Origin of the sequence: Sphingomonas sp. TREG-RG-20F-R18-01 (genome assembly GCF_022662475.1) — a bacterium.
Classification (GTDB): Bacteria; Pseudomonadota; Alphaproteobacteria; order Sphingomonadales; family Sphingomonadaceae; genus Sphingomonas.
This window is the reverse complement of record NZ_JAKNQQ010000014.1, coordinates 23,842-48,069: the sequence shown is the minus strand read 5'-3', so window position 1 is coordinate 48,069 and position 24,228 is coordinate 23,842. Positions and strand designations below refer to the sequence as shown.

At 62.6% G+C, this 24,228-nt stretch carries 27 protein-coding genes; 15 read left to right on the top strand and 12 right to left on the bottom strand.

Features of this window, described 5'->3' with window-relative positions; translation table 11 throughout:
* Nucleotides 1–246: 246 nt before the first annotated feature.
* Nucleotides 247–627: a low molecular weight protein tyrosine phosphatase family protein gene (locus tag L8K25_RS20325; protein WP_242140824.1), complete on the bottom strand. Its 381-nt coding sequence runs from the start codon at nucleotides 625–627 to the stop codon at nucleotides 247–249.
* Between the two features lie 8 nt (nucleotides 628–635).
* Nucleotides 636–1,397: a phytanoyl-CoA dioxygenase family protein gene (locus L8K25_RS20320; RefSeq protein WP_242140822.1), complete on the bottom strand. Its 762-nt coding sequence runs from the start codon at nucleotides 1,395–1,397 to the stop codon at nucleotides 636–638.
* Between the two features lie 272 nt (nucleotides 1,398–1,669).
* Here L8K25_RS20320 and L8K25_RS20315 point away from each other — a divergent pair, with 272 nt between their 5' ends.
* Together L8K25_RS20315 and L8K25_RS20310 are read left to right on the top strand one after the other, a co-directional pair.
* Entirely contained in the window at nucleotides 1,670–2,188 is a 519-nt protein-coding gene (locus L8K25_RS20315) for a hypothetical protein (protein WP_242140821.1), read from the top strand.
* Complete coding sequence (locus tag L8K25_RS20310; RefSeq protein ID WP_242140819.1) at nucleotides 2,185–3,615, top strand: ImmA/IrrE family metallo-endopeptidase; 1,431 nt, start codon at nucleotides 2,185–2,187, stop codon at nucleotides 3,613–3,615. Before L8K25_RS20315 ends, L8K25_RS20310 begins: the two co-directional genes overlap by 4 nt.
* A gap of 171 nt (nucleotides 3,616–3,786) precedes the next feature.
* Here the strand turns inward: L8K25_RS20310 and L8K25_RS20305 are convergent, their stop codons facing one another.
* From L8K25_RS20305 to L8K25_RS20290, 4 genes are all read right to left on the bottom strand, one after another.
* The gene (locus tag L8K25_RS20305) at nucleotides 3,787–4,443 is read right to left on the bottom strand and encodes an HNH endonuclease (RefSeq protein WP_242140818.1); all 657 of its coding nucleotides are present in this window, start codon (nucleotides 4,441–4,443) and stop codon (nucleotides 3,787–3,789) included.
* Complete coding sequence (locus L8K25_RS20300) at nucleotides 4,436–5,638, bottom strand: ATP-binding protein (RefSeq protein WP_242140817.1); 1,203 nt, start codon at nucleotides 5,636–5,638, stop codon at nucleotides 4,436–4,438. Before L8K25_RS20300 ends, L8K25_RS20305 begins: the two co-directional genes overlap by 8 nt.
* Before the next feature lie 398 nt (nucleotides 5,639–6,036).
* Nucleotides 6,037–6,744 carry a nucleotidyltransferase domain-containing protein gene (locus L8K25_RS20295; protein WP_242140816.1) on the bottom strand — a complete coding sequence of 236 codons (708 nt, stop codon included), beginning with the start codon at nucleotides 6,742–6,744 and terminating at the stop codon, nucleotides 6,037–6,039.
* 22 nt (nucleotides 6,745–6,766) lie between these two features.
* Nucleotides 6,767–7,576: a WYL domain-containing protein gene (locus tag L8K25_RS20290; protein WP_242140815.1), complete on the bottom strand. Its 810-nt coding sequence runs from the start codon at nucleotides 7,574–7,576 to the stop codon at nucleotides 6,767–6,769.
* Nucleotides 7,577–7,790: 214 nt separating this feature from the next.
* Between L8K25_RS20290 and L8K25_RS20285 the strand changes: the two genes are divergently transcribed.
* From L8K25_RS20285 to L8K25_RS20275, 3 genes are all read left to right on the top strand, one after another.
* Nucleotides 7,791–8,945: a patatin-like phospholipase family protein gene (locus tag L8K25_RS20285; protein ID WP_242140814.1), complete on the top strand. Its 1,155-nt coding sequence runs from the start codon at nucleotides 7,791–7,793 to the stop codon at nucleotides 8,943–8,945.
* Nucleotides 8,946–9,031: 86 nt separating this feature from the next.
* Nucleotides 9,032–9,991, top strand: a complete 960-nt coding sequence (locus tag L8K25_RS20280) for a cyclic GMP-AMP synthase DncV-like nucleotidyltransferase (RefSeq protein ID WP_242140813.1) — start codon at nucleotides 9,032–9,034, stop codon at nucleotides 9,989–9,991.
* Nucleotides 9,984–11,834, top strand: coding sequence for a ThiF family adenylyltransferase (locus tag L8K25_RS20275; protein WP_242140812.1), 1,851 nt, complete (start codon nucleotides 9,984–9,986; stop codon nucleotides 11,832–11,834). Before L8K25_RS20280 ends, L8K25_RS20275 begins: the two co-directional genes overlap by 8 nt.
* Nucleotides 11,835–12,079: 245 nt before the next feature.
* Here L8K25_RS20275 and L8K25_RS22835 read toward each other — a convergent pair whose 3' ends face one another.
* Both L8K25_RS22835 and L8K25_RS20265 read right to left on the bottom strand, forming a co-directional pair.
* Nucleotides 12,080–13,366 carry a type II toxin-antitoxin system HipA family toxin gene (locus tag L8K25_RS22835; protein WP_242140811.1) on the bottom strand — a complete coding sequence of 429 codons (1,287 nt, stop codon included), beginning with the start codon at nucleotides 13,364–13,366 and terminating at the stop codon, nucleotides 12,080–12,082.
* Entirely contained in the window at nucleotides 13,363–13,647 is a 285-nt protein-coding gene (locus L8K25_RS20265) for a helix-turn-helix transcriptional regulator (RefSeq protein WP_242140809.1), read from the bottom strand. Before L8K25_RS20265 ends, L8K25_RS22835 begins: the two co-directional genes overlap by 4 nt.
* A 368-nt stretch (nucleotides 13,648–14,015) precedes the next feature.
* Here L8K25_RS20265 and L8K25_RS20260 point away from each other — a divergent pair, with 368 nt between their 5' ends.
* Nucleotides 14,016–14,459, top strand: a complete 444-nt coding sequence (locus tag L8K25_RS20260) for a hypothetical protein (RefSeq protein WP_037533379.1) — start codon at nucleotides 14,016–14,018, stop codon at nucleotides 14,457–14,459.
* Here L8K25_RS20260 and L8K25_RS20255 read toward each other — a convergent pair.
* On the bottom strand, nucleotides 14,456–14,614 hold the full coding sequence (locus L8K25_RS20255) for a hypothetical protein (protein ID WP_242140808.1): 159 nt from the start codon (nucleotides 14,612–14,614) through the stop codon (nucleotides 14,456–14,458). The genes L8K25_RS20260 and L8K25_RS20255 overlap by 4 nt on opposite strands.
* A gap of 58 nt (nucleotides 14,615–14,672) precedes the next feature.
* On the opposite strand from L8K25_RS20255, the gene L8K25_RS20250 reads away from it, so the two are divergent.
* Nucleotides 14,673–14,942 (top strand): HU family DNA-binding protein, encoded by a 270-nt coding sequence (locus L8K25_RS20250; protein ID WP_037533376.1) that lies wholly within the window; start codon nucleotides 14,673–14,675, stop codon nucleotides 14,940–14,942.
* A 49-nt stretch (nucleotides 14,943–14,991) separates the two neighbouring features.
* Nucleotides 14,992–15,615 carry an SOS response-associated peptidase family protein gene (locus tag L8K25_RS20245; protein ID WP_242140807.1) on the top strand — a complete coding sequence of 208 codons (624 nt, stop codon included), beginning with the start codon at nucleotides 14,992–14,994 and terminating at the stop codon, nucleotides 15,613–15,615.
* 42 nt (nucleotides 15,616–15,657) lie between these two features.
* Here the strand turns inward: L8K25_RS20245 and L8K25_RS20240 are convergent, their stop codons facing one another.
* From L8K25_RS20240 to L8K25_RS20230, 3 genes are all read right to left on the bottom strand, one after another.
* Nucleotides 15,658–16,527, bottom strand: coding sequence for a toprim domain-containing protein (locus L8K25_RS20240; RefSeq protein WP_242140805.1), 870 nt, complete (start codon nucleotides 16,525–16,527; stop codon nucleotides 15,658–15,660).
* Between the two features lie 252 nt (nucleotides 16,528–16,779).
* The gene (locus L8K25_RS20235) at nucleotides 16,780–17,103 is read right to left on the bottom strand and encodes a single-stranded DNA-binding protein (protein WP_242140804.1); all 324 of its coding nucleotides are present in this window, start codon (nucleotides 17,101–17,103) and stop codon (nucleotides 16,780–16,782) included.
* Nucleotides 17,104–17,154: 51 nt separating this feature from the next.
* Nucleotides 17,155–17,805, bottom strand: a complete 651-nt coding sequence (locus tag L8K25_RS20230) for a hypothetical protein (RefSeq protein WP_242140803.1) — start codon at nucleotides 17,803–17,805, stop codon at nucleotides 17,155–17,157.
* A 456-nt stretch (nucleotides 17,806–18,261) separates the two neighbouring features.
* Between L8K25_RS20230 and L8K25_RS20225 the strand changes: the two genes are divergently transcribed.
* The 7 genes from L8K25_RS20225 to L8K25_RS20195 are packed head-to-tail and all read left to right on the top strand — an operon-like array spanning nucleotide 18,262 to nucleotide 24,228.
* Complete coding sequence (locus L8K25_RS20225; protein WP_242140802.1) at nucleotides 18,262–18,918, top strand: muramidase; 657 nt, start codon at nucleotides 18,262–18,264, stop codon at nucleotides 18,916–18,918.
* A complete protein-coding gene (locus L8K25_RS20220) occupies nucleotides 18,915–19,268 on the top strand; it encodes a hypothetical protein (RefSeq protein ID WP_242140801.1) in 354 nt (117 codons plus the stop codon). The genes L8K25_RS20225 and L8K25_RS20220 overlap by 4 nt, the downstream gene beginning before the upstream one ends.
* Nucleotides 19,265–19,864, top strand: coding sequence for a lytic transglycosylase domain-containing protein (locus tag L8K25_RS20215; RefSeq protein WP_242140800.1), 600 nt, complete (start codon nucleotides 19,265–19,267; stop codon nucleotides 19,862–19,864). Before L8K25_RS20220 ends, L8K25_RS20215 begins: the two co-directional genes overlap by 4 nt.
* Nucleotides 19,861–21,189, top strand: coding sequence for an LPD7 domain-containing protein (locus L8K25_RS20210; RefSeq protein ID WP_242140799.1), 1,329 nt, complete (start codon nucleotides 19,861–19,863; stop codon nucleotides 21,187–21,189). Before L8K25_RS20215 ends, L8K25_RS20210 begins: the two co-directional genes overlap by 4 nt.
* A 22-nt stretch (nucleotides 21,190–21,211) precedes the next feature.
* A complete protein-coding gene (locus tag L8K25_RS20205) occupies nucleotides 21,212–21,532 on the top strand; it encodes a TrbC/VirB2 family protein (RefSeq protein WP_037533360.1) in 321 nt (106 codons plus the stop codon).
* Nucleotide 21,533: 1 nt separating this feature from the next.
* Nucleotides 21,534–21,869 carry a VirB3 family type IV secretion system protein gene (locus L8K25_RS20200; RefSeq protein WP_242140798.1) on the top strand — a complete coding sequence of 112 codons (336 nt, stop codon included), beginning with the start codon at nucleotides 21,534–21,536 and terminating at the stop codon, nucleotides 21,867–21,869.
* A complete protein-coding gene (locus L8K25_RS20195; protein ID WP_242140797.1) occupies nucleotides 21,862–24,228 on the top strand; it encodes a VirB4 family type IV secretion/conjugal transfer ATPase in 2,367 nt (788 codons plus the stop codon). The genes L8K25_RS20200 and L8K25_RS20195 overlap by 8 nt, the downstream gene beginning before the upstream one ends.

The following is a 24,228-nucleotide window of genomic DNA, read 5'->3' as shown; positions in this document are numbered from 1 at the left end:
AATGCCCTACGCTTGGCGCTCGGTCCGTGGTGGCCGGGCGCCCTGGCGTGAGCAATAAGTCCGACAGATCATAATGATGCGTGAGAGGCTGCCTTGAGTGGCAGGCCGTGCGGCTTGAATGTCTGCGTTGAGGACAATGTATTGTCACGGCCGGTTGTGGGCGGGAACCGACCGGCCGCTTTGCGACCGCGTTGGACCCAATAGGCGACACTCAGACCGGCCTACTTGCTTCCCGAAAACCGCCGCTCATTCATGTTCCGATTTTGACCGCTTCTTGGTTGCCATGGGGCGTGCGGGTAGGTGCCTGCTCACCTTCGTCTCGAGCAGCCGGACCAGCTCCGGCTGCATGAACGCAAAATTGTCCGGCACATCGAGGCAAATCACGCGCTTGCCTGTCAGAGCTGCCCGAAAATGACGCTGCAGCTTGCTCAGATGCGCCTTCTCCATAACGAAGATCAGGTCGGCCCAGCTGACCAGTTCAGCCGTGAGCGGGTTCTCGGCATCATGGTTGGTCCCGGCGGAGTCTACTTCGAGATCTTCCCGACGCGAGAACACCTGCTCGGCGGTAGGGCTTCGCAGCTTGTTCTGGCTACAAACTAACAGGACCGTTCGGACGCGCGTGCTCAATCTCCCATCTATATGCCGTGCCAGGCGAGTGGGTGTGGCGCGGCATCAGCCGAATAATCGACTTGGAGCACGCGACGGCGACCTGGGGGATCGGCAGCCAGAGAGGCGTGTACGATCGGGGTAGCGTAGAGCCAAACGTCGCCGCGTTCGGCTAGACAGAGCCGCTCGCCGGATGTAGCCACCACGCCCTGCACTTCGGCTTCACTCAAGCGACCGAGCCGGTGCGAACCAGGAACGATGCGCAACGGAGCGTTGTTCGCATCCACTTGATCTAGGTGCACGCGCAAAGTCACCATGCGCTCGAGGATATCAAAAGGCGGCTCGACTTGAATCAAGCCCGATTTCACCGTCCACGGCCCGAACCCGTCAGCGTCGGTCCGCTCCCTTACCACGATTGTGCGGTCCTGATGCCAGCCGAGCGCCCAGTTCCGCTCCGACGTCTTGTCGAACAGGATCGCTCGAACCGGAAGAGCCTCGGGTCCTAGCGCAGCGGCTGCTATCGCACCGATCGGTCCAGCAGATTCGAGGAACGTCTTTAGATGCCGTCCCTCTACGATCCGCACGCCGGGAACGTTGGTTGGAAGGGCGGCCAAGGCCGCCTCAAGGCGGATAAGCACGGCTTCATTCAGCGCTTGGGCAAAGAGTTCGGCCCCGTCCCGGTAGAAATCGAGTTCGACGGTCTGATCAAATCTCGCAAGCATGCGGATGAAGGTAGCGGAGACCTCTGTCGTGGTCGACCTCTCGAGGACTACGACAGCGGTGACCCACAAGCCGCCATTCAGGCTAACTGGTTTGCTTCCCGCAAGCGAAAGCTTGTTAATGTGCTCTCCAGCTCATCTAAGCAACGGAGTACACTTGCTAATGCTACCAGCACGCTCTGAGCTTCTGCCCCTTCGTCGACCACGATCTCAGGCGGTAACGGTTTGGAACGGCGCCAGATGAGAGCGCCGCTGGTTAGCAGCCGGCATACCACCTCCCTACGACCACTTGATCTACGCGACCGCGACGGGCAGAGCCACCAAGCTAGAGGAGCATGCCAGGAATGTCGAAGACGGCGGATGCGTTTGATCGATTTCGCAACCAATATCCGGCAAAGGCCTGTGACATGAGTCGGGTAGCAAACAGCGATGAATTAGTGGCGCTCGATCTTTCAGACGGCGTGCGCCAGTGGGTTGACGGTGCGGGCGCTGAGAAGGGAGCAACTCCGCTCATCAATCCAAAACCGCCCGCCACCCAGCTGTGGGTAGTGCGACCCGACGACGTGGTGCATGCGCGCGAGGACGACGCGGCGAGCGCTGAGCTGGAAAGCAAGGTCATCAAGCACAGCAATCTCACGGGCGGCGCAGACGCTCATTGCGGAGGGGAGCTGCTGTTCTGCGGGGAAAACGTCATCGCCTTGAACGGCGCCTCGGGGCGCTACGGACCGAGTTCCGTGGCCGAAATGACCGCCGTCGCGCATGCGTTCCGGTCGTCGGGCTATGGTGTATGGTCCTACGGCTTCAGCGAAGAGACCATGACGGCCTACCGGTTTGGCGATCGAGATCCGGAGTGGGTGGCTTGAGCGGCGGGGTGGGCCATCGTGAGCTCGATCGGATTTTCGGCCCGGCATCGACTGGAGATACGTGGGACGAGCGCGCGCTCACGTCCGATCGGCTCTACGTCCGCGGCCAAGCGCAAGTGGCCGATTATCGGGCAGGCGCCACAGGGCTTCGCATGAACGCGGCGCAGGTGCTTCACGTATTTGGACTGGATGCGCTGAGGGCGGTAGTGGACGAGGGCAGCTTCCAGATCACCTCGGCGCGGGACGAACCGGCAAAGACCCTACGTGACCGCCGCAAACAGCTCGGGCTAAATGAGGCGCAGCTTGCTCGCGCGGCGGCGCTCACCGCAGCGAATGTAGCGAAGGCGGAGACGCCAGGGCAAGTCACGCCTATCCGCGATTTGCAACGGCTGGGGCAGACCCTAGCGCTTGACGAGCAGGTGCTGGGCTTTGTTCCGGGGGCGGGCGGCGACGAAGAGCTGGGAGTGCGTCTTCGCACGCTTTCGGACGGTAAGGGTGGTGCGCCAGCGCTCTCGCCGACCCTCGTCCTGCAATTGGCAGAAGCCGCTTGGGTGATCGCACGCGAGGACTATCTCGCGGATGCACTTGGCGACGTCCGGGAAGTCGCGATTGGCGAGGATTGGGACGACGACTACCACTCCCCAGTCTACGAGAAGGGATACAGGCTCGCGGAGCTGACTCGGATGCGTCTTGGCCTCTCTGAGCACGAGCCAGTTCGCAGCGTCAGAAATGTCTTGCGCCGCTTCGGCATGCCCCTCGTGCAGGCCGAGATGGGCACTAGGTTTGCCGGTGCCACCGTCGCCAACGGTCAGTCGCGCGGCATCGTGCTCAACACGCAAGGCTATAACGAGAACGTTTGGGTTAGGCGCATGACCGCGAGCCACGAACTCGGGCACATCCTCTGGGACCCGCCGGCGCGCCTCGGACGGGTCCGGGTCGACACCTATGAGGAGATGCAGCAGCTCTCGGGCGATCAAGTGGAGGCTCGGGCCAACGCATTCGCTATTGCCTTCCTCGCCCCTCCGCGTGCGGTGGAACAGCTCTACGAAGAGCTGAGCGACCACGCGACGATGATCGCGGTCCTTATGGACCGGTACGGCGTGAGCTTTACCGCGGCTAGGCTCCACCTCGCAAACGTGGTGAAGAACCGGCGAGGAGTCGAACTCGACCTAAGCGATGTGAGAGGCACTCGGATGCCGGGCCCAGTAGGACAATGGCTGGTGCGGGAGGACTGGACGAACGACTACTACCCCGTAGCGGGCGTACCGATCAGTCGCCGAGGCACGTTCGGTGCCCGCGTCGCACGCGCGGTGCGGGCCAAGCTCATCACGCTCGATGTTGCCGCGGCTTGGTTGAGATGCAAGCCTGAGGATCTCGACGGAAAGTTGGATGACTTGATCAGTCTGGCCGTGCCCACCACGGCTTGACGGCCAACTGACGATTGGAACGACAGCAAGTCGCGTATGCCGGCTTCGGCTGAGTGCACTTTTTCAGCTGATGATGCCGCGATGTATCGACCCAGAATGTGACGTTCGGACTGCCTTCACGACTTCCATAAACCGGCCGCTCATTCATGTTCGGCAGCCATCAACACAATCTTACTGGCCAAGGTTGTCGGCGAGCAGCCTGACCTTGTAGCCGGCTTCGCTCGGTTCCTCGACGATCGGTGCGCCCTGCGCCTCGTCAAGGATTTCCCGTTCGAGCCCGGCGAGGTTGAAGTAGTCGTAGGTGAAGGCGCCCTTCTCGCTGCCTTCCTTTTTCGTGAACCGCACAACGACGATGTCGTCATCCTCTGATGCCACCCGGGAGATGTGGTCCTTGTAGCGATCGAAGTTAGGATGGATGAAACGGTAGTTGGCACCGTCCTGTAGCACGTCCGCGTCGTCCGTTGTAACGACAAAATCGATCTTACTACCCTTGTACTCCATATTGCACCGCTTGCACGACGCGCCGAGATTCCACTTTGTGAAGGCGAACAGCTTGAACGCCTCGATCGACTTCGGCAGCACGTGCTCCCGATCGATCATGAAGTGACCGCCGCCCTTCAGATCCCGCCGGCAGTAGCAGCACCGGTGATTATGCCGAACCAAGTGGAATTCACGGATCCTGTTCTTGATCGCCTTGAACGCCTCGCCCAGCTCGCCCTTGGGCTTCCAATCCCAAGGCTTGGCCGTTGCCATGGCTTGCTCGATGACAGCCTGTTCCTGTTGCGTGAACTCGAAGGTGTCGAGCCCGGGCTCGTAAGGATCAGGCATCGCTTGCGTCCGCTTCGTCGTGAGCTGCCTCGACCTCATCGGCGAGATCTCTCACGGCGCCGAAGAACCGCTTCTGGCGATCGTCGAAACTCTGCGCATCCAGGTCGTCGACTAGCGCCAGAAAGTCCGATTTCGAACTTCTGCCCTCCTCGAATTCCGTCATCGCGGCGACGATCCGTTCGCTGACGAAGTGGTTGGCCGGCGTCACGATATCGAAGGCACGCCAGAGCACCTCCTCGATCCCGCTTGCCGGGCTACCCTCCGGATCGATGTCCAACAGGCTCGGCAGACCCTTCAGAACCTCATAGACTTTGACCAGCTTCTGATTGCTTGCCAGCGCGCCGGTGACGACCATGGGCGCATGTGTTGCGATTAAGACCGTGGCGTTGCGGTAGGTCAGCGCATCCATCAGCTTTCCGACATAGTCGCGCTGCCAACTTGGATGCAGACTGTTCTCGGGCTCATCAATGACGATCATCGGGTTTTTGCCCGCGGACGCGATGATGAAGAGGAGCGTCGAGATGAGCGAGAGCTGCCCGGAGCTCGCGTGCTGGAGCTCGATCTGCTCGCCATCGTCATACCGCTCCAGGTAGACCTCGATCCCGGTGAGCATTCTTTCCGAGCGAAGCGCGCGCTCGCAACGAAGAACCGCGGCGAACTCCCGCGCCCGGCTAAACTCGTAAAGCGAGCCCGTCGTGTCAATCCAAAGGGTCTCTGACGGATCGAACCGCGTCAGGAAGTGGACGGCCTTCTCCTTGTCGTCGGGATCGACTCGACGAAGCCCACGATTGGGAGATCCGAAGCCTGCGTCGAGAAGCACCTCGTCCACCGGTCTCCCGTACCGCTTCGCGGGCTTAAGACGGAAACCGAAGCGAGGTGTGTACCCGCACTGCTTCAGGATGGCGCTGATGAAGTGGAACCGCGAGTCGTCGGCGTCTAGCGATTGGGCGATCGCGTCCTTGACAACCGCTTTCGGCGAACCGTTCAGCCGACCAAGGGACATCCGCTTGACCCGCTTCACTCCTTTGAAGCGGTCGTGCGGCGTGTTGCAGACTACCGTAACGCTCCGGTCGTAACGGTGCAGAGTCGCTAGGTCGCGAAGATACGAGCTCTTTCCGGAGCCGTTCGGACCGACGAGTATCGAAACGGATTCGCCTTTCGGCAGCAGCATCTCGGGCTTGACAAGGAACATCATCCGGCCGCTGAGCGCCGAGCACTAGCTTCGGTCAAATTATCCTCCAACTTCATCGCTTGCGTGTGAGTGTCTTAGCCGGCCTGTGCGTATTATGTCCAAACCTGAACAGGTGACAATCGTCACTGCCTCGAATGAACGAGCGTCAGAGCAAACGGCAGTTTGCGGCATTAGCTTCGGCAACTACCCAGAAAAATAAGCACGAACGCCTGCGAGGCGGCCTTTCCGTCATCATGTACGCTATGCGTGATGGCGCCTCGACCCAGTTATGGACGTTAGGAGCCTCTCGGCACCCCTCCCACAAGCAGATGGCTATTCATCTGAGCGAATTTGGCACACTAAATACGCAGCTGCCGATCGGACGCCGAGCCTGAGCCAAGCTGCGAAACATCGGTTCGGTTTCAGACGCGACCTCGCATTCTGCTGTTTAGGGGAACGATATACGGGTCCTGTCTTTCGCCTGTGCGTAACGTTTGCTCGGCGACACGATTGCCGGTACTGCGGAAAAGCTCTCGGAAGGCGTCGACATTTCCTTTAGGTAACGGATCAGCGATACCGAACCACTCAAGGAATGTCTGGAGCAAATCGGCCGACACCTCTGCCGCGGATGGCTGATCCTTGTTGACGATAAGCTTTATGACGATACCGCAACCACTAAACGACGCAAGCTCCGAAGCCGCGAATATTGGGCGCTGCTGCTCGGCCGCACGGGCGATCAGCATTGTGCGCACGCACCACGCCGCGCGTTTGGCGACGACGGCATCTGGCAACGTTTCTGCGTACCGGACAATAAACCAGCCAAGCTCCCCCGCCCGCGCCATCTCTTCAGAGTAGGAAGCTTTGAACTTGAAAGCTTCTCGCAGCCGATCAAGCCGATGCTTCGGGTCATGGAGCGCCCTTGCCTCGCAACTGACGTGGCATGCGAAGAGATCGCCGCGCCTTGCAGCATTAAGCAAGTGCGACCATGGATATAGATAGAAGGAGATGGTCCCCATTGCGACGTGACGAGTTCGCTCCTCCGCGGTGAGGAGAAGCACATCGACGTCCGAGCCCGGCAGCGCGTCACCGCGTGCCTGACTGCCGAACAGCAGAACAGCCTCCACGGTCATGACTTCATGAAGGGGGAGCCGCTCACGCTTCAGCCGCGGCGGCAAGCGCCTGCTTAGCCATTTCGCGAGCGACCTCGCGGCGTTGCCGCACTTCCGCAAGATTTCTTAACACCAGAGGTTGCTGAAAAGGCGTGAGCTTCCCTGCCTCCACGTCGAGCTTGTGTTCTGCCATTAGATAGAAGGCCAAGCTGAGGCGACATGGCACCTTGAGCACCCCATCAACCATTTTGTGCTCGATCTCCTGAGCCTTCCTGCGATCCGGGTCGAGCTCCGGGTTCGGAACCAGTTCCAGTTCTATTCGATGATGCCATTCGAGGTCGCTCACCGGATTGACGCTGCGGGGCCGCGAGTCGCCGATGCTGGAGATCCGCGCTAGAGCGTAATCGCGGAAGTCATTGTGCTCGGCCGACCACGCCCGGACATACCAGCGGTCCCAGCCGGACGCCATCGCGTGAGGCGCTATGCGCCGACGAGTTGCAGCCGAACCGGTCATTGACGAGTAATGGACCTCCACCTCCGCCTTCTCGCGAATTGCGTCCAGCACGCCCTGCAGAACGGCGGCATCGGTGGGCAACGTTTGGAGCGCTACGACCTCCAGCGGGGGCAGCTCGTCGAACCAGGTATCCGTCTTCTTGAGCCAGCCTCGGCGAACCGCAATGATCTGGAGGAGGAAGCGGTCCACCACCTCATCGATCATTGCCGGCTTGAAACCCGGGAGACGCAGGTAGACCTTCTGCCCACGATCGTAGACCAAATTGTCGGGCGCCATTTCCTGATAGAGGGCGATATCGGACGAGGCTTGCGGCGCCGAGATGCCGAAGAGCTCACTCAAGTCGCTCCGATTTAGCCGACCGGTCCAGAAAAGACGGAAATCAATGAACTCAAGGCGGCGAAGCACGCCCCATCGGGGGACGTTACCCTTCTGAGCTCTCACGGGTACCGCCACTAACCAACCCTCACTTTGCAAAGATACATAAAAAAACTTGCTCTGACATCGGCTTTCTCGTAACATTTATGGGCTCATTAACGACTCGGGTCAATGCCTCATGGACGCCACCGGCGGTAAAACGCCCTACCGAAACGATGAAGCGGCGAAGCCCTATCGGGTGCTCAGTCTGGACGGGGGAGGCATGCGCGGCATCTACACCGCAGCTTTCCTGGAGCGCCTGCTAGCTCAGCACGCGGCGCGGACGAAGGGACCGCCGCTGGATCTCGGCCTTGGCTTCGACCTGATAACCGGCACCAGCACCGGCGCGATTGTCGGCGCCGCTGCCGCGATCGGCGTGCCGATGACCGAGATAGTCGCCCTTTACCGGGATCATGGTGCCAAGATCTTCCCGCATCGCATCGACGGCAAGCTCAGCGCGATCTTCCGCGCTTTGACGGGCAGCCGCTACGTCCGCGAGGGCGACAAGGCTCTACGTAAGGCACTGGGAGACGTACTCGGCGGAATTACGCTCGCGGAGGTGTACGCGAACCGCGGCATCTCGATGGCGATCCCAGCCATCCGCATGAGCACGCACAAAGCATGGGTCTTTAAGAAGACCGCAAAGAGCGGCCCGCGCGACGATCATTACCCGTTGGCGGACATCTGCCTCGCCTCTAGCGCTGCCCCGATCTTCCGCTCCCTGGCAGCAATCGACGAGCCGGGCGGCGGGGGCGGCGGTAAGCAAGTCTTCTGCGACGGGGGGCTTTGGGCCAACAATCCGATCATGGTCGGGTTCACCGACGCGCTCACCAACGCCGCGCCTGGCCAACCGATCGAGATCTTCTCGCTTGGGACCTGCCCCCGGCCTGAGGGCGAGCACATCGTCGGCGATAAGGTTCACCGCTCGATGCTTGGCTGGCGTCTTGGCGCCGACGTCGGGCCGCTCAGCATCTCCGCTCAGGAGTTCGCCTATGACAACATGGCCCGGCTCCTTGCCAACGCGATGAGCGAATGCGGGCGCTCCATCCGTAGAGTGCGCTTTCCGAACAAGCCGGTTCCGGCAAGCATGCTGCCCTACCTGGCTCTCGACGACAGCCGCGTCGAGGCCATGGATCGCCTGGTCCAACAGGCGCACACCGATGCCGACGCGACGCGCAGCGCCTGCGACGATCCGATGGACGGGGACGGCCAGCTCATCCGGACGATGCTTGGTTCCCTGCCTCCGCTCGACCCCGCCCGCACTCTCCGCACAGCAAGCTCGACCACCCGCTGAAAGGAATCATTATGTACGACTGCGACAAGGATATCCGCGCGTTTCATCGGGACGAGGTGACCCTCCCGCAAGCGGAGCAGGACTCGATGCGCAGCCGCCGCGACTCCAACCGTACGCGTCTGCGCAACGGGCTGAAGAAGGCCGATAAGCCCGCCCCGCTCGAATTCGTCAAGCAGGGCTCCTATGCGATGAAGACGATGCTGCGGCACCCTGACAACGATTACGACATCGACGATGGCGTCTATTTCAAAAAGTCTGATCTTGTGGGCGATCGTGGAGCGGAGATGACCTCCCTCCAGGCGCGGCAGATGGTGCGCGATGCAGTCGATGACAGCAGCTTCAAGCGCGCGCCCGAGGTCCGGGGCAACTGCGTGCGGATCTTCTACGAGAAGGGCTACCACGTCGACGTACCAGTATATCGGAAGGTGGAAGATGGCGGCACGACCGTCTACGAGCTCGCCTCATCAGGTGGATGGAAGCGCTCTGACGCACGCGACGTGACGGCTTGGTTCGACGACGCGCGCAAGATGAGCGCCGACGGCGGCCAGCTTCGCCGGCTCGTGAGGGAGATAAAGAAGTATGCCCGCAGCCGCACGAGCTGGAGCGGCTCCATCCTGTCAGGTTTCGGCATCACCGCGCTCGTCATCGAATGCCAGCGGATCGACGGCCGCGAGGATCGTGCGCTTCACGACACGATGAAAGCGATCCGCGACCGGCTCAACGGCAATTTGACAGTCGCCCATCCCGTCACCCCGAACGATACAATCACCAACGGCTCTGACGACCCGAAGGCACGGATGTTTCGCGACAAACTCAGCCAAGCGCTCGATTGGCTGGCGCCGCTGTTCGACGCGGACTGTAGCCGCAAGGATGCGCTCGCCTGCTGGGACAACACCTACAATACGACCTACTTCAGCGAGCGCGGCGAGGACGAGGCACGCGCTGCGACCTCCTATGCGGCACCGATCGCTGCTTCAGCAGCGCTCATCGGCCTCGAGAGCCAGACGAGCGCTGCCGTGGTCTCGTCGACCAGCCGGCATGCGTAACGTCGCGGGCTACGGTCCGTTGGGCTTCGAGCGCGCCGTCGTTAGCTTAGAGGCGGCGCTCCGCGAGCGCCTCCCGGCACCGCATCGCCGTTTAAACCCGGAGGAGATCGATGCGGCATACCGACATCGGAATTTTGAGCGCGGCTGGCGGATTGACATGGTGTGCAGCGACGGCACGACCCGCCAGATCGACCTGCTCGTGGGTGCAAGCTTTCCCGCCGGATATCCCCGCACCGCCCTCGTCGATTCACCGGGACAGCTCGTTTGGCCGCACATTGAGTACGACGGCGTTCTTTGTCTGTTGCCTATCATGGCTGAGGTGGACGCCGAGGATCCGGGCTCCGTCGGACTGAACCTGCTCGGCCGCTCGGCCCGCCTTATTGAGGAATTGATCAAAGGCGACATTGTCGAGCGCGACTTCCGTGAAGAGTTCCTCACCTATTGGTTCTATGCCCGTGACAGCGGTAAGAAGGTTACCAGCCTGATCAACCCGGCGGGGCCGTCGCGCGAGGTTCGCGTTTGGCGCGGACACGAGATGGTCATCGTTGGCGAAACCCACGAGCAGCTCGGCAGCTGGCTCGCCAATTGCTTCGGCAAGCTGCCGGGCAAGAAGAAGTACCATAGCGAGCCGGCGGCTCTCGTCTGGCTTCCTCAGGGGCCGTTACCTTCTGAATATCCGGCTATCGGCGCCGACCTGATGGTGCTCGCTGAGGGGGCCGGTGTGGAGGACGTCGAACTTCTCGCCGGAATCGCCAGCAGCGCAAACAAAGACGTGCTTGTGCTGATCGGTGCCGACGGGCGTGGCGGCCCGGGCCTAATTGCCGTGACAACCACGGCGGCAGGCATGTCTCTGGCGCGGCACGGCCGCGTGGAGAAGCCGCTCTTGAAGGGTTTTACGCCAAAGGGGCTGCCTACCGCGGTAGCCACGTCCAGACTCTATTCGGCCGCGCCCGTTTCCAAGGCCGAGGTCTCGCGCGCCGACGCCGCATGGATCCATGGGCGCGGCAAGGATCTCCGCACACCCACGCTTCTCGCTAAAACTGTTACGGTCATCGGCTGCGGCTCGGTCGGCAGCTCTGTGGCGGCGCGGCTGGTCCGGGCGGGGGTCGGCACCAGCAATCTCGTCGATCCTGATGATCTCGACTGGAGCAATCTCGGCCGGCATGAACTTGGGGCCGGATCGGTCGGCAAGAGCAAGGCGCTTGAGCTGGCGGGCCGGTTTCAGAAGGACTTCCCTCATCTGTCGATCAATGGACATGACGTCGGAGCGCACGCGCTGGTCGGCGGCTATCAGAACCTCCTCGCCGAAAGCGATCTGATCGTCTCCATGACTGGCAGCTGGGATGCGGAAGGCGCGATCAACCGGTGGCATGTCGTCGACGGACGCGCAACGCCCATCGTCTACGGATGGACCGAAAGCCGAGCTGCGGCAGGGCATGCAGTGACGATCGCGGTCGAAGGCGGGTGCCTACGCTGTGGAGTTGGCGCGACGGGCATCCCTAGTTTCCAAGCCTGCCATTGGCCGGCGGGAGCTGCAACCATCGAGGAACCCGCGTGCGGCAATCATTTCACGCCTTACGGCGCTGTCGAACTCGGCTTCGTCGTCGATCTCATCGCCGACGCAGCGCTTCGGGCGTTAATTGATCCACCAGTGCAATCACATCACGACTTGTGGCTGGCAAAGTCGGATCGTCTTTTGGCGAGTGGCGGTGTCTGGAGTGAGGCTGCTTGCGAGCTCGTCGGTCGAGATTCTGCTGGGGGTCGGACGGCGTCGCGCCGCTGGCTTGCCAACGACTGCCCGGCCTGTTCGCTGGTCGGCGACGCCTTGATAACGCCCGTATAGGCTGCCTGCCTGTTCCCCGCGTCTAGGGACCTGCTCGATCATCTGAACAAACGGCAGCTTACCGCGATCAACGCTCTAAAGCGGACAGGCTGCTTTCCACCCATCTCACCCGCGATGCAGACCTTCAGTTTCGTTGATCGCGACCGTTCGTAAGCGCGATAGCTTGCTGAATCGCCAATCACCGATGTGGATCAGGCGCATCTTCGGTTTCTTATCGCGTCTGCAATTCGCGACCTTGAGCCTCATCATGCCAGGACCGCTTGAGCCGCGGCGCGCTCGCCGTGCTCGAAAGCATCGGCAAAGCTGTCGAGATCGGCGCCGGTCATGCCGAGTGCACGTCCTTCATCTTGCCAACTTGCTACAGCTTGGTCGACCTGCGCCAGCATCTCCTTGGCGCGTGCCGGGGCAATGCGGAAGTACGGCAACACGGACATCAGAGCGTCGATGGTTGCTTCAGGCCCGGCTTCTTCTGATACCCACGTCTTAAGCTCACGTAACCGCTCGGGAAACGGATTGATATCGAACGCTGGCGCCAGTCGCCACAGGCCATGATCGACGTGCAGGAAACCGTGGTTCATCAGATGATCGTCGACGTTCGTGATCAGGATCGAAAAAGCGATCCTGCGCCATAGCTCTTCGATATCGGCGGTGGGGGCGCTGCCGTTCACACGGAGCGCATCGACGATCTCGGTATAGGCATGCTCCTGCGCGTCGCCGGGCTCCGCGCCGATCATCGTGGCCGCTGACACATACATGAGCCGCCCGCCCCCTTCAGGCCGATCAAACCGCCGGATCAGTGCGATCGCGTCGCCATCGCTGTCGATCAGTCGGGCGTCGGCCGCGTCGATGCCGGCGAGGCGGGCGAGCCGCATCGCGAGCACCTCCCCCCGCGTCACCGAGCGCTCGTCGGCGACGCTCGGAAACTTGCCGATCGACAGATGGCCCTCGTCATCGACGACGGTGCATTTGGGGCGGAGTCCCCCGAGCGAAGTGCCGCGACCGCGTAGATAGGCCAGATCGGCTGCGGTTTCGGTGTTCGTCTCGACGGCTCGACTGGCGGCCAAAAGATGACCCAGCTCTATGAGGGGTGGGGTGGTGCGGCGACCATCCTCTGTCGCGCGCTGAGCAACCCCCTGTTCGTCGACAAGACGTAGCGCCCCCACTCGGCTGACGTCATCGACCGCCAACAAATAGTCGAGGCCATTCAGTGCTCGAGCATCGACCTCCTCACCGCGGCGGCGGGCATCCTGCCGCCGCTTGGCATGGTCGCGCTGAATAACGCGCTTGCCCCAGCCGTCTGGCTCGGTGTCCGCGATCGCGGCATGGAAAACAGAACCGGTGCCCACCTTGCGGTGGAACTGTGGGCCGGCAACGAGCGGCAGCGCGGGCTCGAGAGCGAAGCGGTCGGGATCGGCGAGCCAGCCGGCATCATATTCGAAGCCCGCGCTCTCGCGACTTCCTTGCTGATTGTAGTGCAGCAACCCGACGCTGCGAGCTTCATCGCCGATCTGGATGCCGATCGTCCGCCTCACAGCGAAACCGGCGGCTTGGGTCTGCGGACGCGCTGCGGCATGCGTTCCACGTCGAGCAACAGACCCTGCTCGTCGTTCCTAGCGTCGAGGATATCTCCAAGGCTCTCGCCAAAACCCAGAACGAAGAAGGTCATGGCGTATGTACCTAACGCGACGGTCGGATCGCCTTTTTCCAGTTTGAGATATGTGCTCTTAGCCACACCGATGCGTTCGGCCATCATAACCGCCGTAAGGCTGCGTTTCTTGCGCGCCAAAGCGATATCGGCACCTAGCTTCGCCAAGCTCCGCCTCACGCGTGGCGGCAGGGTATCAGCAACCGTCGATCGCATTTAGGGTCTCATATTAGCGTCCATGTGGACAATATGGTCGGTTATATACGACCTCACGCCGTAAGTCGACATAATCGGTTCAAGGTGCGCGGCCCTGGTTGGTTAGGGGAATACAAAAGCGTACTCGGGCTGCATCGACCAGTGTACGCAAACTCACACAAAGCGTCGTCCGTGCCGCTTGCTCCTCGAGTTGCCGGTATCGCTCGCGTGGTACGTGTAAGTGGCATGGCACTGATTGCTAGAACGGTTACACAACAGACCAAAAACAAACCGAGAAGATTTCGCTTTCGTTCTGCCATTGGCTGACTCATAGAATCGAGATGCCGATCCGCCCTGAAAACCGCTGGCTTTACCCGATCGACTGGCGCCAGCTGTCGGACGTGATCCGGTTCGATCGAGCCGGCGCGCGCTGCGAGCACTGCTCGAGGCCGCATATGCGTCGGGTCGCACATCTTGGCGATGGTCGCTGGTGGGATGCCGATGCCGTGTGTTGGCGCTCCGGCCGTGGCAAGCGGATCGCGCTCAAGGGCGGCTTCATTCTGGCGTCGGTACGAACGACTTATGTCGTGCTGGCTTGTGCGCATCTCGATCACGATCCAGGCAACAGCATGCCCGGCAATCTCGCGGCGCTCTGCCAGCGTTGCCATATGATCCACGATGCGGCCGAGCATCGATGGCAGCGCTGGTGGAACGTCTTTCGCCTGCGCGCAATCCGCGACCTGTATGAAGATCCGCGCGTCACGCGAGAGCGCAGCGCGCATTAGAGACCCGGCCGAAGTCTTTGAGTTGGCTCGGGCGCCAGCTCGGCGATCGCCCCCTGTCCGCACCCGGGCTGATACACCTCGACCACGTCATGATTAGCCAGTTTGCGGACCATCAGGCGGGCGCCCGCGACATGCGCATCGTCGAGGAGCATCATTGTATCGGCGCTCGGCACGGCTAAGGTCCGGCCAGATCCACTAGGGAGAGTAAGTAGCATGAACATCGGAGAACTGGCGAAGGGCGTCGCTGGGACGACAGGCACGAGCGAGGCAGAGGCCAAGGCCGCAATCGCCGCCGTGTTCGACCAGATCGCAAGCGCGGCCGCAAAAGGCGAAGAAGTCTCGATCGCCGGCTTCGGCAAGTTCTCGGTTAAGGATCGTCCTGAGCGCCAGGGCCGCAATCCGTCGACCGGCGAGGCGATGACGATCGCTGCATCGAAGAAGGTCTCCTTCACACCCGCCAAGGGTCTGAAGGACAAGCTCTAAGGCCAGAGGGCCGGCGGGCGGAGCTTGCCGGCACCGAAAGGGTGCTCGGATGTGCAATCGATACAGGCTGACCGCGAAGCAGACGGAGATCGCCGCTACATTCGGCATCCGCCCGCCTTACGAGCCCGACGAGACGTATCCGGTCCCCGACATCTTTCCGACGGGCAAGAAGACGCCGTTCTACGGCCAAGTGGTCATCCAGGACGGCGCCGACCGGAAGATCGAGCGGATGGAGTGGGGTGTACCGACCCAGGTGCCGAGCAAGCGCGATCCAGCGGTCAAGCTCACCAAGTACGTGACCAACGTGCGCAATCTCAGTTCGAGCTTCTGGCGGTCGATGCTGACAACGCCGGGGCGTCGTTGCCTGGTGCCGGTGACAGCGTTCTCCGAGTTCGGGGTCGCGCCGGGCGAGGACGGAAAGAAGCCGCTGCACTGGTTCGACGTGCCTAGCCGCCCGATTTTTGCCTTTGCCGGAATCTGGCGACCGACCGAGCGCGGGAATGCCTATGGGTTCTTGACCACAGAGCCGAATGCGATCGTCGCGCCGATCCATCCAAAGGCGATGCCAGTTATCCTTCACGACGACGACTATGATCACTGGCTATCGGCACCATGGGACGATCTGAAGGGGCTCGTCGCCCCCTACCCTTCCCAGTTGATGCGGCTCGGCTAACATGCCCATGATCCGCGTAATTCAGCTGCCGCAGTTGCGGTTTCATGCGCTCCGCTGGTGCGCGCGCCAGGCGTCGTTCCAGTCGTCATGATCCTCGGGCACGCGGCTGATGAGCTCGCGCCCGTTCGCTGTCAGGTGATCGCGTGCCTTTTCCAGCAGGCGGTCGGCCGCGCGGCCTCGGTCACCGTAAACGATCACCCGGCGGACCTTCTCCGGGATCGCGACGAAGGCTAGCCGTTCGACACCGCCCAGCGCCCATGTCGGCGTCCCGAACCATTCAGTCGCCGATCGGGCGTCCTCGATCCCTTCGGCAAGGCCCAGCTCGTGGGTAGCGGGCGCAAGACGGATCGCTGCTGTGCCGAGCAGTCCGAGCGCAACCTTCGGCTTTGGGATGGGCTTGCGCAGCACATCGACAGGATCGAGGAAGGTCCGCTGGACGGCAACCAGTCCGAGGTCGTTTTCGACTGCGGCGATCATCGCGGGCATTACGCGTCTGTCGGCACCGGAGCCGAATATGGTCGCCGGGTTGAAGCGCAAAGCCTTGGGATAGGGCGCGGAGAGGCCGCGGGCGACGAGATAGGCTTCGGCGAGCGTGCCCGAGACCGGCACGCTGGCGTTCCAGAGACGCAGGGCGAGCGCGCCCATGTCGCGCTTCGGTTTGCCCTCCGGCATTGCCACCGCAGAACGGTCGTGGAGCTTTTGGCGCTGAAGCGCCTTCAGCACCTCGAGCGCTGTACAGCCGGCAAAACAGTGGAAGAGGATCGCCGAATCGCCGAGGCGAACGGACAGGCTGGGGGAGCCATCGTCATGGGCCGGGCAGCGGCATTCGCCGCGAGTGCCGCGCCACACCCCGCCGAGTTGTTCGACGATGTTCTTGGCTCGGGTTTCGGCATCGAGCGGTAGTCTCGTCATCGGCCAGGTCCTGTGAAGTTGGTCGGTTTCGGTCACTTTAGCCTCCGGAAAATATCACCGAAGGCACAGGCGGCATCCTCCACTCTGGATGGTCGGCATGAGAAGGTGGGCCGCGCGCGGCGCGACGATCTCTTTCGTCCGGGGTGGCAACCAAGCGAGGATCGTCACCCGACCGAGTTGGAACGGCCACGCTGGCTCGACCGCAACGCGGCGGAGGTGGAGCCGTGCCGGCAACCCGCTTCCGACCCCCAATCAGCTATGCTCGGCTTCGGCCTTGGTCAGGATCGAGAAGGTGTCGGCGATCAGCTCGGTGCGGTAGGAAACCTCGTTGCCTTCGCCGTGGTTGCTCTCGCGGACCCGGTCGGTGACATGCACCAGATCACCCTTCCCGGCTGCTTCGACCTGGGGTCCGACATTGGAGAAGCACACGACGCTGTTCCACAGCGTGTCGGTCTTCCAGTCGTCGCCGTCGCGGCGGTTATAATTGGCGGCGACGCTCACATAGGTGACCTTCTCGCGCGCCGTGATTTTGCCGATGCGACCGATGATCCGGAACTCGGCAATATTCTGTGGCATGATTTCCTCCTTCGTTGATGTTCGGATCGGATCCGGCGGGCCTGTGCGAGCCTAGTCGCGCTCCTCTTGGCGGTGCGCAAAGTGGTAGCGCGCCACATTCTCGGGCGTCGCGTATGTGTCGTAGGCCTTCGTCCAGTCGCGCCGGATGGCCTGCTGCGCTGTCCGAAGCGGCACGCGGCGCTCGCAAACCAATCGCCACAAGACATAGGCCAAGGCATTCTTGTCGGCCGCGTTCGCCTGGCCGCGCCGGGGCTGGAGCCACAGATCACGCAGGTCGAGCGCCGCGCCGCCAAGCGAGATCGGGATCAGATGGTCGAGTTCGTAATCGGCGAAGGACCCACCCGGATGCTGCGCGTCCATCAAGCGCCGTTTGACGGGCGCGGTAACCGCGAAGGAGGGGCGGACCGATCGGGCATAGCCGGGTCGGCAGATCGTCGTGCCGATGTTCGCCTGAGTGATAGAGGGATCGACGGCCCCTGGCGTATCGCGGGGCGGCAGGATGCTGGTTCGGTCCACCCGCAAGAAGGGATTGCGGAGCGCCGTCGATAGGCCGGCAACGGCATCGCAGAAGTCATGCGTCGCAGCGACGCTGCAGGCCGAAACCTCACCGCGCCTCCCAGCCCGCTTGTCGTCGAACGGCCGATACCAGAAGCCGATGGCGATCAAGAGCGCCAACCCGCCCGATATAGCTTGCAGCTTCAAGAGCGCATGGCCCGTATATCCACCCTCGTCCCAGTCACCTCGAAACCACTCGACAACTGAATCAGCTAGGTGCTGGCCTAGCCGACAATTACCTAAAGCCGTTTGAAACACATCTCGTACGGTCATCGTGCAATACCGTGCGTTTAGTCGCAATAGATTACCCCGGATCACTCCATAATGGCGACTGGATCGCTCCAGATGTGTTGTTGTTTGCCTGCTGCTTCAGGTTTAACCTTTTGATGTCGACTTCCTCTAGTCGCTGACATCTGCTTGGGTTCAATTCAGCATTGGTGCATTGATGTGCTTCCGGCGAGTATCGTAGCGAAGGCAATTCAACTCTGTGCCGCCGGGCTAGCCGGGGCCGGAACGCCGTCTCCCGCGTCGCTCGCAGTCGCCGTTCGTTCGGGTGCGGTCCTCGTTCGGCAGCCGGGCAACGCAGCTGACGCAGAGGCGACGGTGCGTGATCTGCTCGCGTTGGGCGCGGACTTCGAGGCGGGGCCGCTGGCGATCCGCGGCCGTGATTTCGCGACTTACGGTATCACGCCGGCAACGGTTTTTGATGCCTGCGCGCTCTCTCACATCGACGACGACCGGTCTTCTATCGGCTCAGTGCGCGCGCCCTCGGCGTCGAACGTCGCAGCCCTCGTTCGTCGCGCCTTTGGCTCGCGGATCACCGATACGCTCCGCCCAATGAACGCCAGCTACGGCGCGCGGTATAGCTGGCACAAGTTCGGCCAGGCGGTCGATTTCGTTCCCGCAGGCGGCGTCCACGCGATCGACCGCGAGCAGATCCGGGCGCTCATGGCACAGAGCGGTATCCGTATCATCGAGCTGCTCGGGCCGGGGGATCGCGGTCACGCGAACCACTGGCATGTGGCGTTCGCGCGACCCGGACAGGTCATCGACCGGACCCGACCGATCGAAGGCGACGAGGACTGGATCATCACCGTCGCACAAGGCGACGCGCCGTCCGCGCCGACGCCCGCCGGAGTTGAGGCGGCCCCCGCACCGACCGCGCCGGCCTCAGCCCTCACCCTTGCCGCCAATGCACCGGCGCAGTGGGACGTGTTCGCAACCGAAGAGTGGCGCGCAACGCATGGAGGTGGCTCATGATCCGATATCTGATGACCAAGCTGGGCCGCGCCACTGGCGCCATCGCGCTTTGCGTGGCCGGCGTCGTGGCGGTCGCGGCCCCACAACCCGCCTACGCGTCGGACTGGGGGTGTCAGGTGGTCCTCTGCCTCGCGACACCTGGTTCGCCGACGAAATATGTCGAGTGCGTCCCGCCGATCACGAAACTCTGGAACGACCTCGCTATCGGCGGCTCGTTCCCGACCTGCACCGGGGTCGGCGTTAAAATGAAAAAGGCCAAGCACGGCTACGACCTGACCGTGACGCAGGCCGATGGCGGAACGTCGCGGTACGCGCTCGACACCCGCTACCAAACGGTGACGCAGCAATGATCCACGCCATCGCCGCGATCACGATGCTTGCGCAGCAATGCGCGCCTGAGATCGCGACCGAGGCGGTTGTTCCCCTCGTCGTGACCGAAAGCGGCGGCGACGATCTGGCGATCAATATCAACAAGGGGCCGCGTGTCCACGCCGCGTCGATCGCCGACGGTGCTGCGCTGGTGCGGCGGTACATGGCGGCCGGCTATACGGTCGATGTCGGGTTGGCTCAGGTGAACTCCGCCAATTTCGCGCGACTGGGTGTCAGCATCGAGCAGGCCTTCGATCCTTGTACGAACCTGCGGCTCGCATCCTCGATGCTCCGGGCGGGATATGACCTCGCGATCCAGCATTATACGGGGCTGGACGCGATCTCTGCGACCTACTCGCTCTACAACACCGGCACGCTGACGCGCGGTTTCCGCAATGGTTATGTCGGTCGCATCTGGTCGGCCGCGAGCCACATGGGGACGATCCAGACGCCCCCGCCCATCCCGGGCTCGCCGTCCGCGACAGTTCTGACGGTGAGCCCGGCCAAGCCAGCGGCCGACAACGATAGCTGGGTGGTGGGGCAGATCGCTTCCAGCGCCGTCGAGGTCTTCAGATGAGCGCGGACAACAGCGTTGCGCGGGGCGGCCTCGACGCGGAGACGCAAGCCGGACAGGCTGGGTTCCAGATCCCGCCCGAGCTGGCGACACGCTATCAGGTCCGGATCATCGAGCCGTCCGACGGCAGCGAGCGCCGCGTCGGCATGTTCCTGCCGACGGATCGGGAGAACCCGTCGATCGAGATTGCCGGCGATCGCATCATTGCTCGAAACGAGGATCCCGAGACCGTCTCGGCTCTGGTCACGATCGCCAAGCACAATGGCTGGGCGGGGATCGACGTCGAAGGTTCGCGTGAGTTTCGTCAGGCCGTGTGGACGGCGGCGTCGCGCGAAGGCCTGACCGTGCGAGGCTATGAGCCGAGCTTCGACGAACAGGCGCGAATGGAGGAGCTGCGTCATGCCGATGCTGCACGACGCGACCGTGAGGTGGCGGAGAAGCCGGCGCCGACTGTCGAACCCGTCGCTCCGACGGCGGCTGTCGGGGCGACGGAGGCGACAGCCCTCGCGCCGTCGGCCGACGCGGAGAGGAACGGCGCGCCTCAGCCGTTGCCAAGCGGAAGCAGCACCGAATTGTCCGACACAGACAAGCGCCTCCTGTTGACGTTGAGCGTCCACACGCAGGATCGCAAGGCGCTCCACGCGGCCGTCAGCGAGGACATGGACCCCTTGCGGAGGGAGGTTCAGGCCGAACGTATCGATCTGAACAGGGATGCGCTGAACGGGGCGCTGGAGCGGGCCTTGGAAAGCCCGACGCTGGTCAGCGCCTTCACAAGGTCCGGTTATGAACCCGACGGTCTGCGCCAGATGGCGCGCGACGGCGCGTGGGACGGCGAAATCGCCGATGCGATCTACATCGTCCGCTCCGGGCTCAACCGGCACGAAGTCGCCAGCGAAGCCGGTGCGAACGTGCCGCTCGGCGGCGCGCTCGCCGCCGAACCCGAACACAGCCTGGCAGAAGAAGCGATGGCTGCGCCCGAGCGACAGCCCGAAGAGGAACCCCATATCGTTCGGGAGGAGCGCCTTCGTCAGGCCGCGCCTGAGCGACGTCACGAAAATGACGAACTGGCCGAACTGTTCCTGCATGGCGGGGCGGAACGGATTGCCGCCGAACCGCGCCTCGCGGGCGCGCTGCAGGCGCAGGCGGCGATGGAGCAGCATCTCGGTGCGGCGTTCGACGGGGACGCGGACCGGATGACGTCCGCGAGCCTGGAGAGCCGCCACATGATCTCGGACGTGCTGCGGCGCGGCCTGGATGTTTCGGTCCGCGAGCCGACGCCTGTTCGGCAGGTCGAGCCGATCCGCCCCACCCACGATCTCGAGAGGTAAACCCCAAGCCATGGAGACCCGTATGAAGTTCACTCAAGGCATGGGCCGGATGTTGTCCGACGCCCGCGCGCGGCAGGTCATCGGCTTTGTCGGTGCGCTCGCCCTCATTTCGATCGCGCAGCCGGCCTTTGCCGATGGAACCGCGATCGAAGGTGGCCTCAACACCATCAAGACGTGGATGACCACCGTCGCGTCGGTGGTCGGCGTCATCGCCGTCATGGCGGTCGGCTATGCCAAGCTGACCGGTCGGATGGATTGGGGAAAAGCGGTTACCGTGCTGATCGGTATCGGCATCATATTCTCGGCAGCGACGATCGTCGGCTGGATGGGCGGATCGGCGTAACATGGAGGACAAGGTTGCCGAGGATAAGGTGTTCCTCGCCCTTACCAGACCATCGGTGTTCATGGGATTGCCGCTCGAGGCGATCCTGCCGATCATCATGGTCTGCATGGTGATCTGGGGGATTTTCCACAATCCGTTTTACCCCCTGGCCTTGTTCGGCGCGCTCTACTTCCCGGCGCGCATGATCTGTCACTACGATTTCAATGCGTTCCGGCTGTGGGGCCTGTGGTTCCAGACCGGCTTTCTATCCAAGAACCGCAAGTTCTGGGGGGGCGGGAGCTACTCTCCCGTCCGCCTCGCCAAAGGCGTGAAGCGGAAGCATTTCGGCAATGACTGATTCCAGGCTGAAGCATAAGAAGATCGCTGTCCGCGAGACGGATGACATCAAGTTCATTCCCTACACGCGGCACGTCGATGACACGCTGGTTGCTCTCGAAGACGGCTCGCTCATGCGCATGTACCGCGTCGATGGGCGGCCGTTCGAGACCAGCGATATCGGCGACCTCAACACCTGGCATAACAAGCTCAACATCGCGTGGCGCTCGATCGGTGACGATCGCGTAGCGCTGTGGACCCATCTCGTGCGGACAGCCACAGACCCGGTTCTCGGCGGCGACTTCCACTCCGACTTCGCGCGAACCTTGCAGGAGAAATACGCCGACACGCTGAAGGAGAAGGTCCTCTACCACAACGAGTTCTACGTCACGATCATCGTCCGGCCGTCGAGCATGGCCGGGGAACAAGTGACGCGGCTTTTCTCCAGGCGAAAAGCGAAAGCCGAGATCGACCATCGCGCGCTCACGATCATGGCGGACAAGTGCCGCGACTTCGAAACGCTGCTTGCTGATGTCGTTCCGGAGCCGCTCTCGATGTATGAGCACAACGGTATTCTATTTTCACGACCGATGGAGGTGCTTCACTTCATCCTGACCGGCGACCGCATCCGCGTGCCGCTGCTCGACGGCAGGCTGGGCCAAGCCCTGTATGCCTCACGCGTGGTGTTCGGTCGCGAGGCGGCCGAGATTCGGCTTCCGCACAAGTCGCATTTCCTCGGAATGTTCGGCGTGCGCGAGTATGTCGCCAGCACGCGGACCGGTCAGTTCAACAGCCTGCTCACGCTCGACTTCCCGTTCGTGCTGACCCAGAGTTTCGCGCCGTTGGTGAAGTCGGTCGCGAGCGAGCGGTTCACCAAAAAATACAAGCAAATGGTCTCCTCGGACGATGCCGGCGTCAGCCAGGCGGAGGAACTGCTCGACGGCGTCGACGATCTCATGGCGAACCGCTTCGCCATGGGCGAGCATCACCTCTCGATCGCGGTAATCGACGAGAACCCGAAGCGGCTGCTGGAGCGCTTGTCGATCGCACGATCGGCAGCGGCCGATACAGGCATGGTGATGGCGCGCGAGGACGTCGCGCTTGAGGCCGCCTTCTGGGCGCAGCTTCCCGGCAATTTTCGGATGCGCGCGCGCCCCGCGGTCATCAACACGCGCAATTTCGCAGGCTTGAGCCCGTTCTACACCTTCCCGGCAGGCCGCAAGTCTGGAAACCACTGGGGCGACGCGGTAACGCTGCTCAAGACGCGCGCAGGCTCGTCCTTCTGGTTCAATTTTCACCGTGCCGACATCGGCCACACGCTCATCATCGGGCCAACCGGTGGCGGCAAGACGGTGCTGCAGAACTTCCTGCAAGCGCAGCTCGAAAAGACCGGCGCGAAACAGGTGTTCTTCGACAAGGACCGCGGTGCCGAGATCTTCGTCCGCGCGTGTGGCGGCACCTACTTGGCGCTGCGCGACGGCGAGCCCACCGGCTTCGCGCCGTTAAAGGGTCTGACACCGTCGCCGCACGACATTGCGTTTCTGCGGCAGTTCATCCGTGTCCTGGTACGCCGGGAAAACCGCCCGCTCAGCGTCGCCGAAGAGCGACTGATCGACGAGGGTATCGAGGCGGTGATGCGGCTGCCGGCGCCGTCGCGCTCGTTCAGCGCCTTGCGCGAAATGCTGGGCTACGCCGATGCCGAGGGCATCGGTGCGCGGCTGGAGCGCTGGTGTCTGGGCGGCCCGCTCGGCTGGGCTTTCGATGGTCCGCAGGACGAGGTGTCGATGTCAGCGCGGTTCATCGGCTTCGACATGACGGACTTCCTGGAGAACCCTGAGATCCGCACGCCCACGATGTTGTATCTCTTCCACCGCGTCGACGAGCTGCTGGACGGGCAGCGTGTCGTGGTCGACGTCGACGAGTTCTGGAAGGCGCTTCAGGACGAAGCCTTTCGGGCGTTCGCGCAGGACGGTCTCAAGACCTTCCGTAAGCGCAACGCCTTCATGGTATTTGGCACGCAGTCACCGGCCGATGCGCTGCGGTCGCCGATCGCGCACTCGATCATCGAGCAGACCGCCACAAAGATCCTGCTGCCCAACTCGGACGCCAAGCGATCGGATTATTGCGACGGGCTCGGCCTGACGGATGCGGAGTATCGGCTGATCCGCGAGGATCTGACGCCGGAAAGCCGGACCTTTCTGGTCAAGCAAGGGCATACCTCGATCGTTGCGAAGCTCGATCTCGGCGGGATGCCCAATGAGCTGAAAGTGCTTTCTGGCCGCGAGGAAACCCTCGTCGCCATGGAGGAGGCCATTGCCCTGGCGGGCAACGATCCTGCGGCGTGGCTGCCGCATTTCTATGCCAACCAAAGGAGAAGCTGA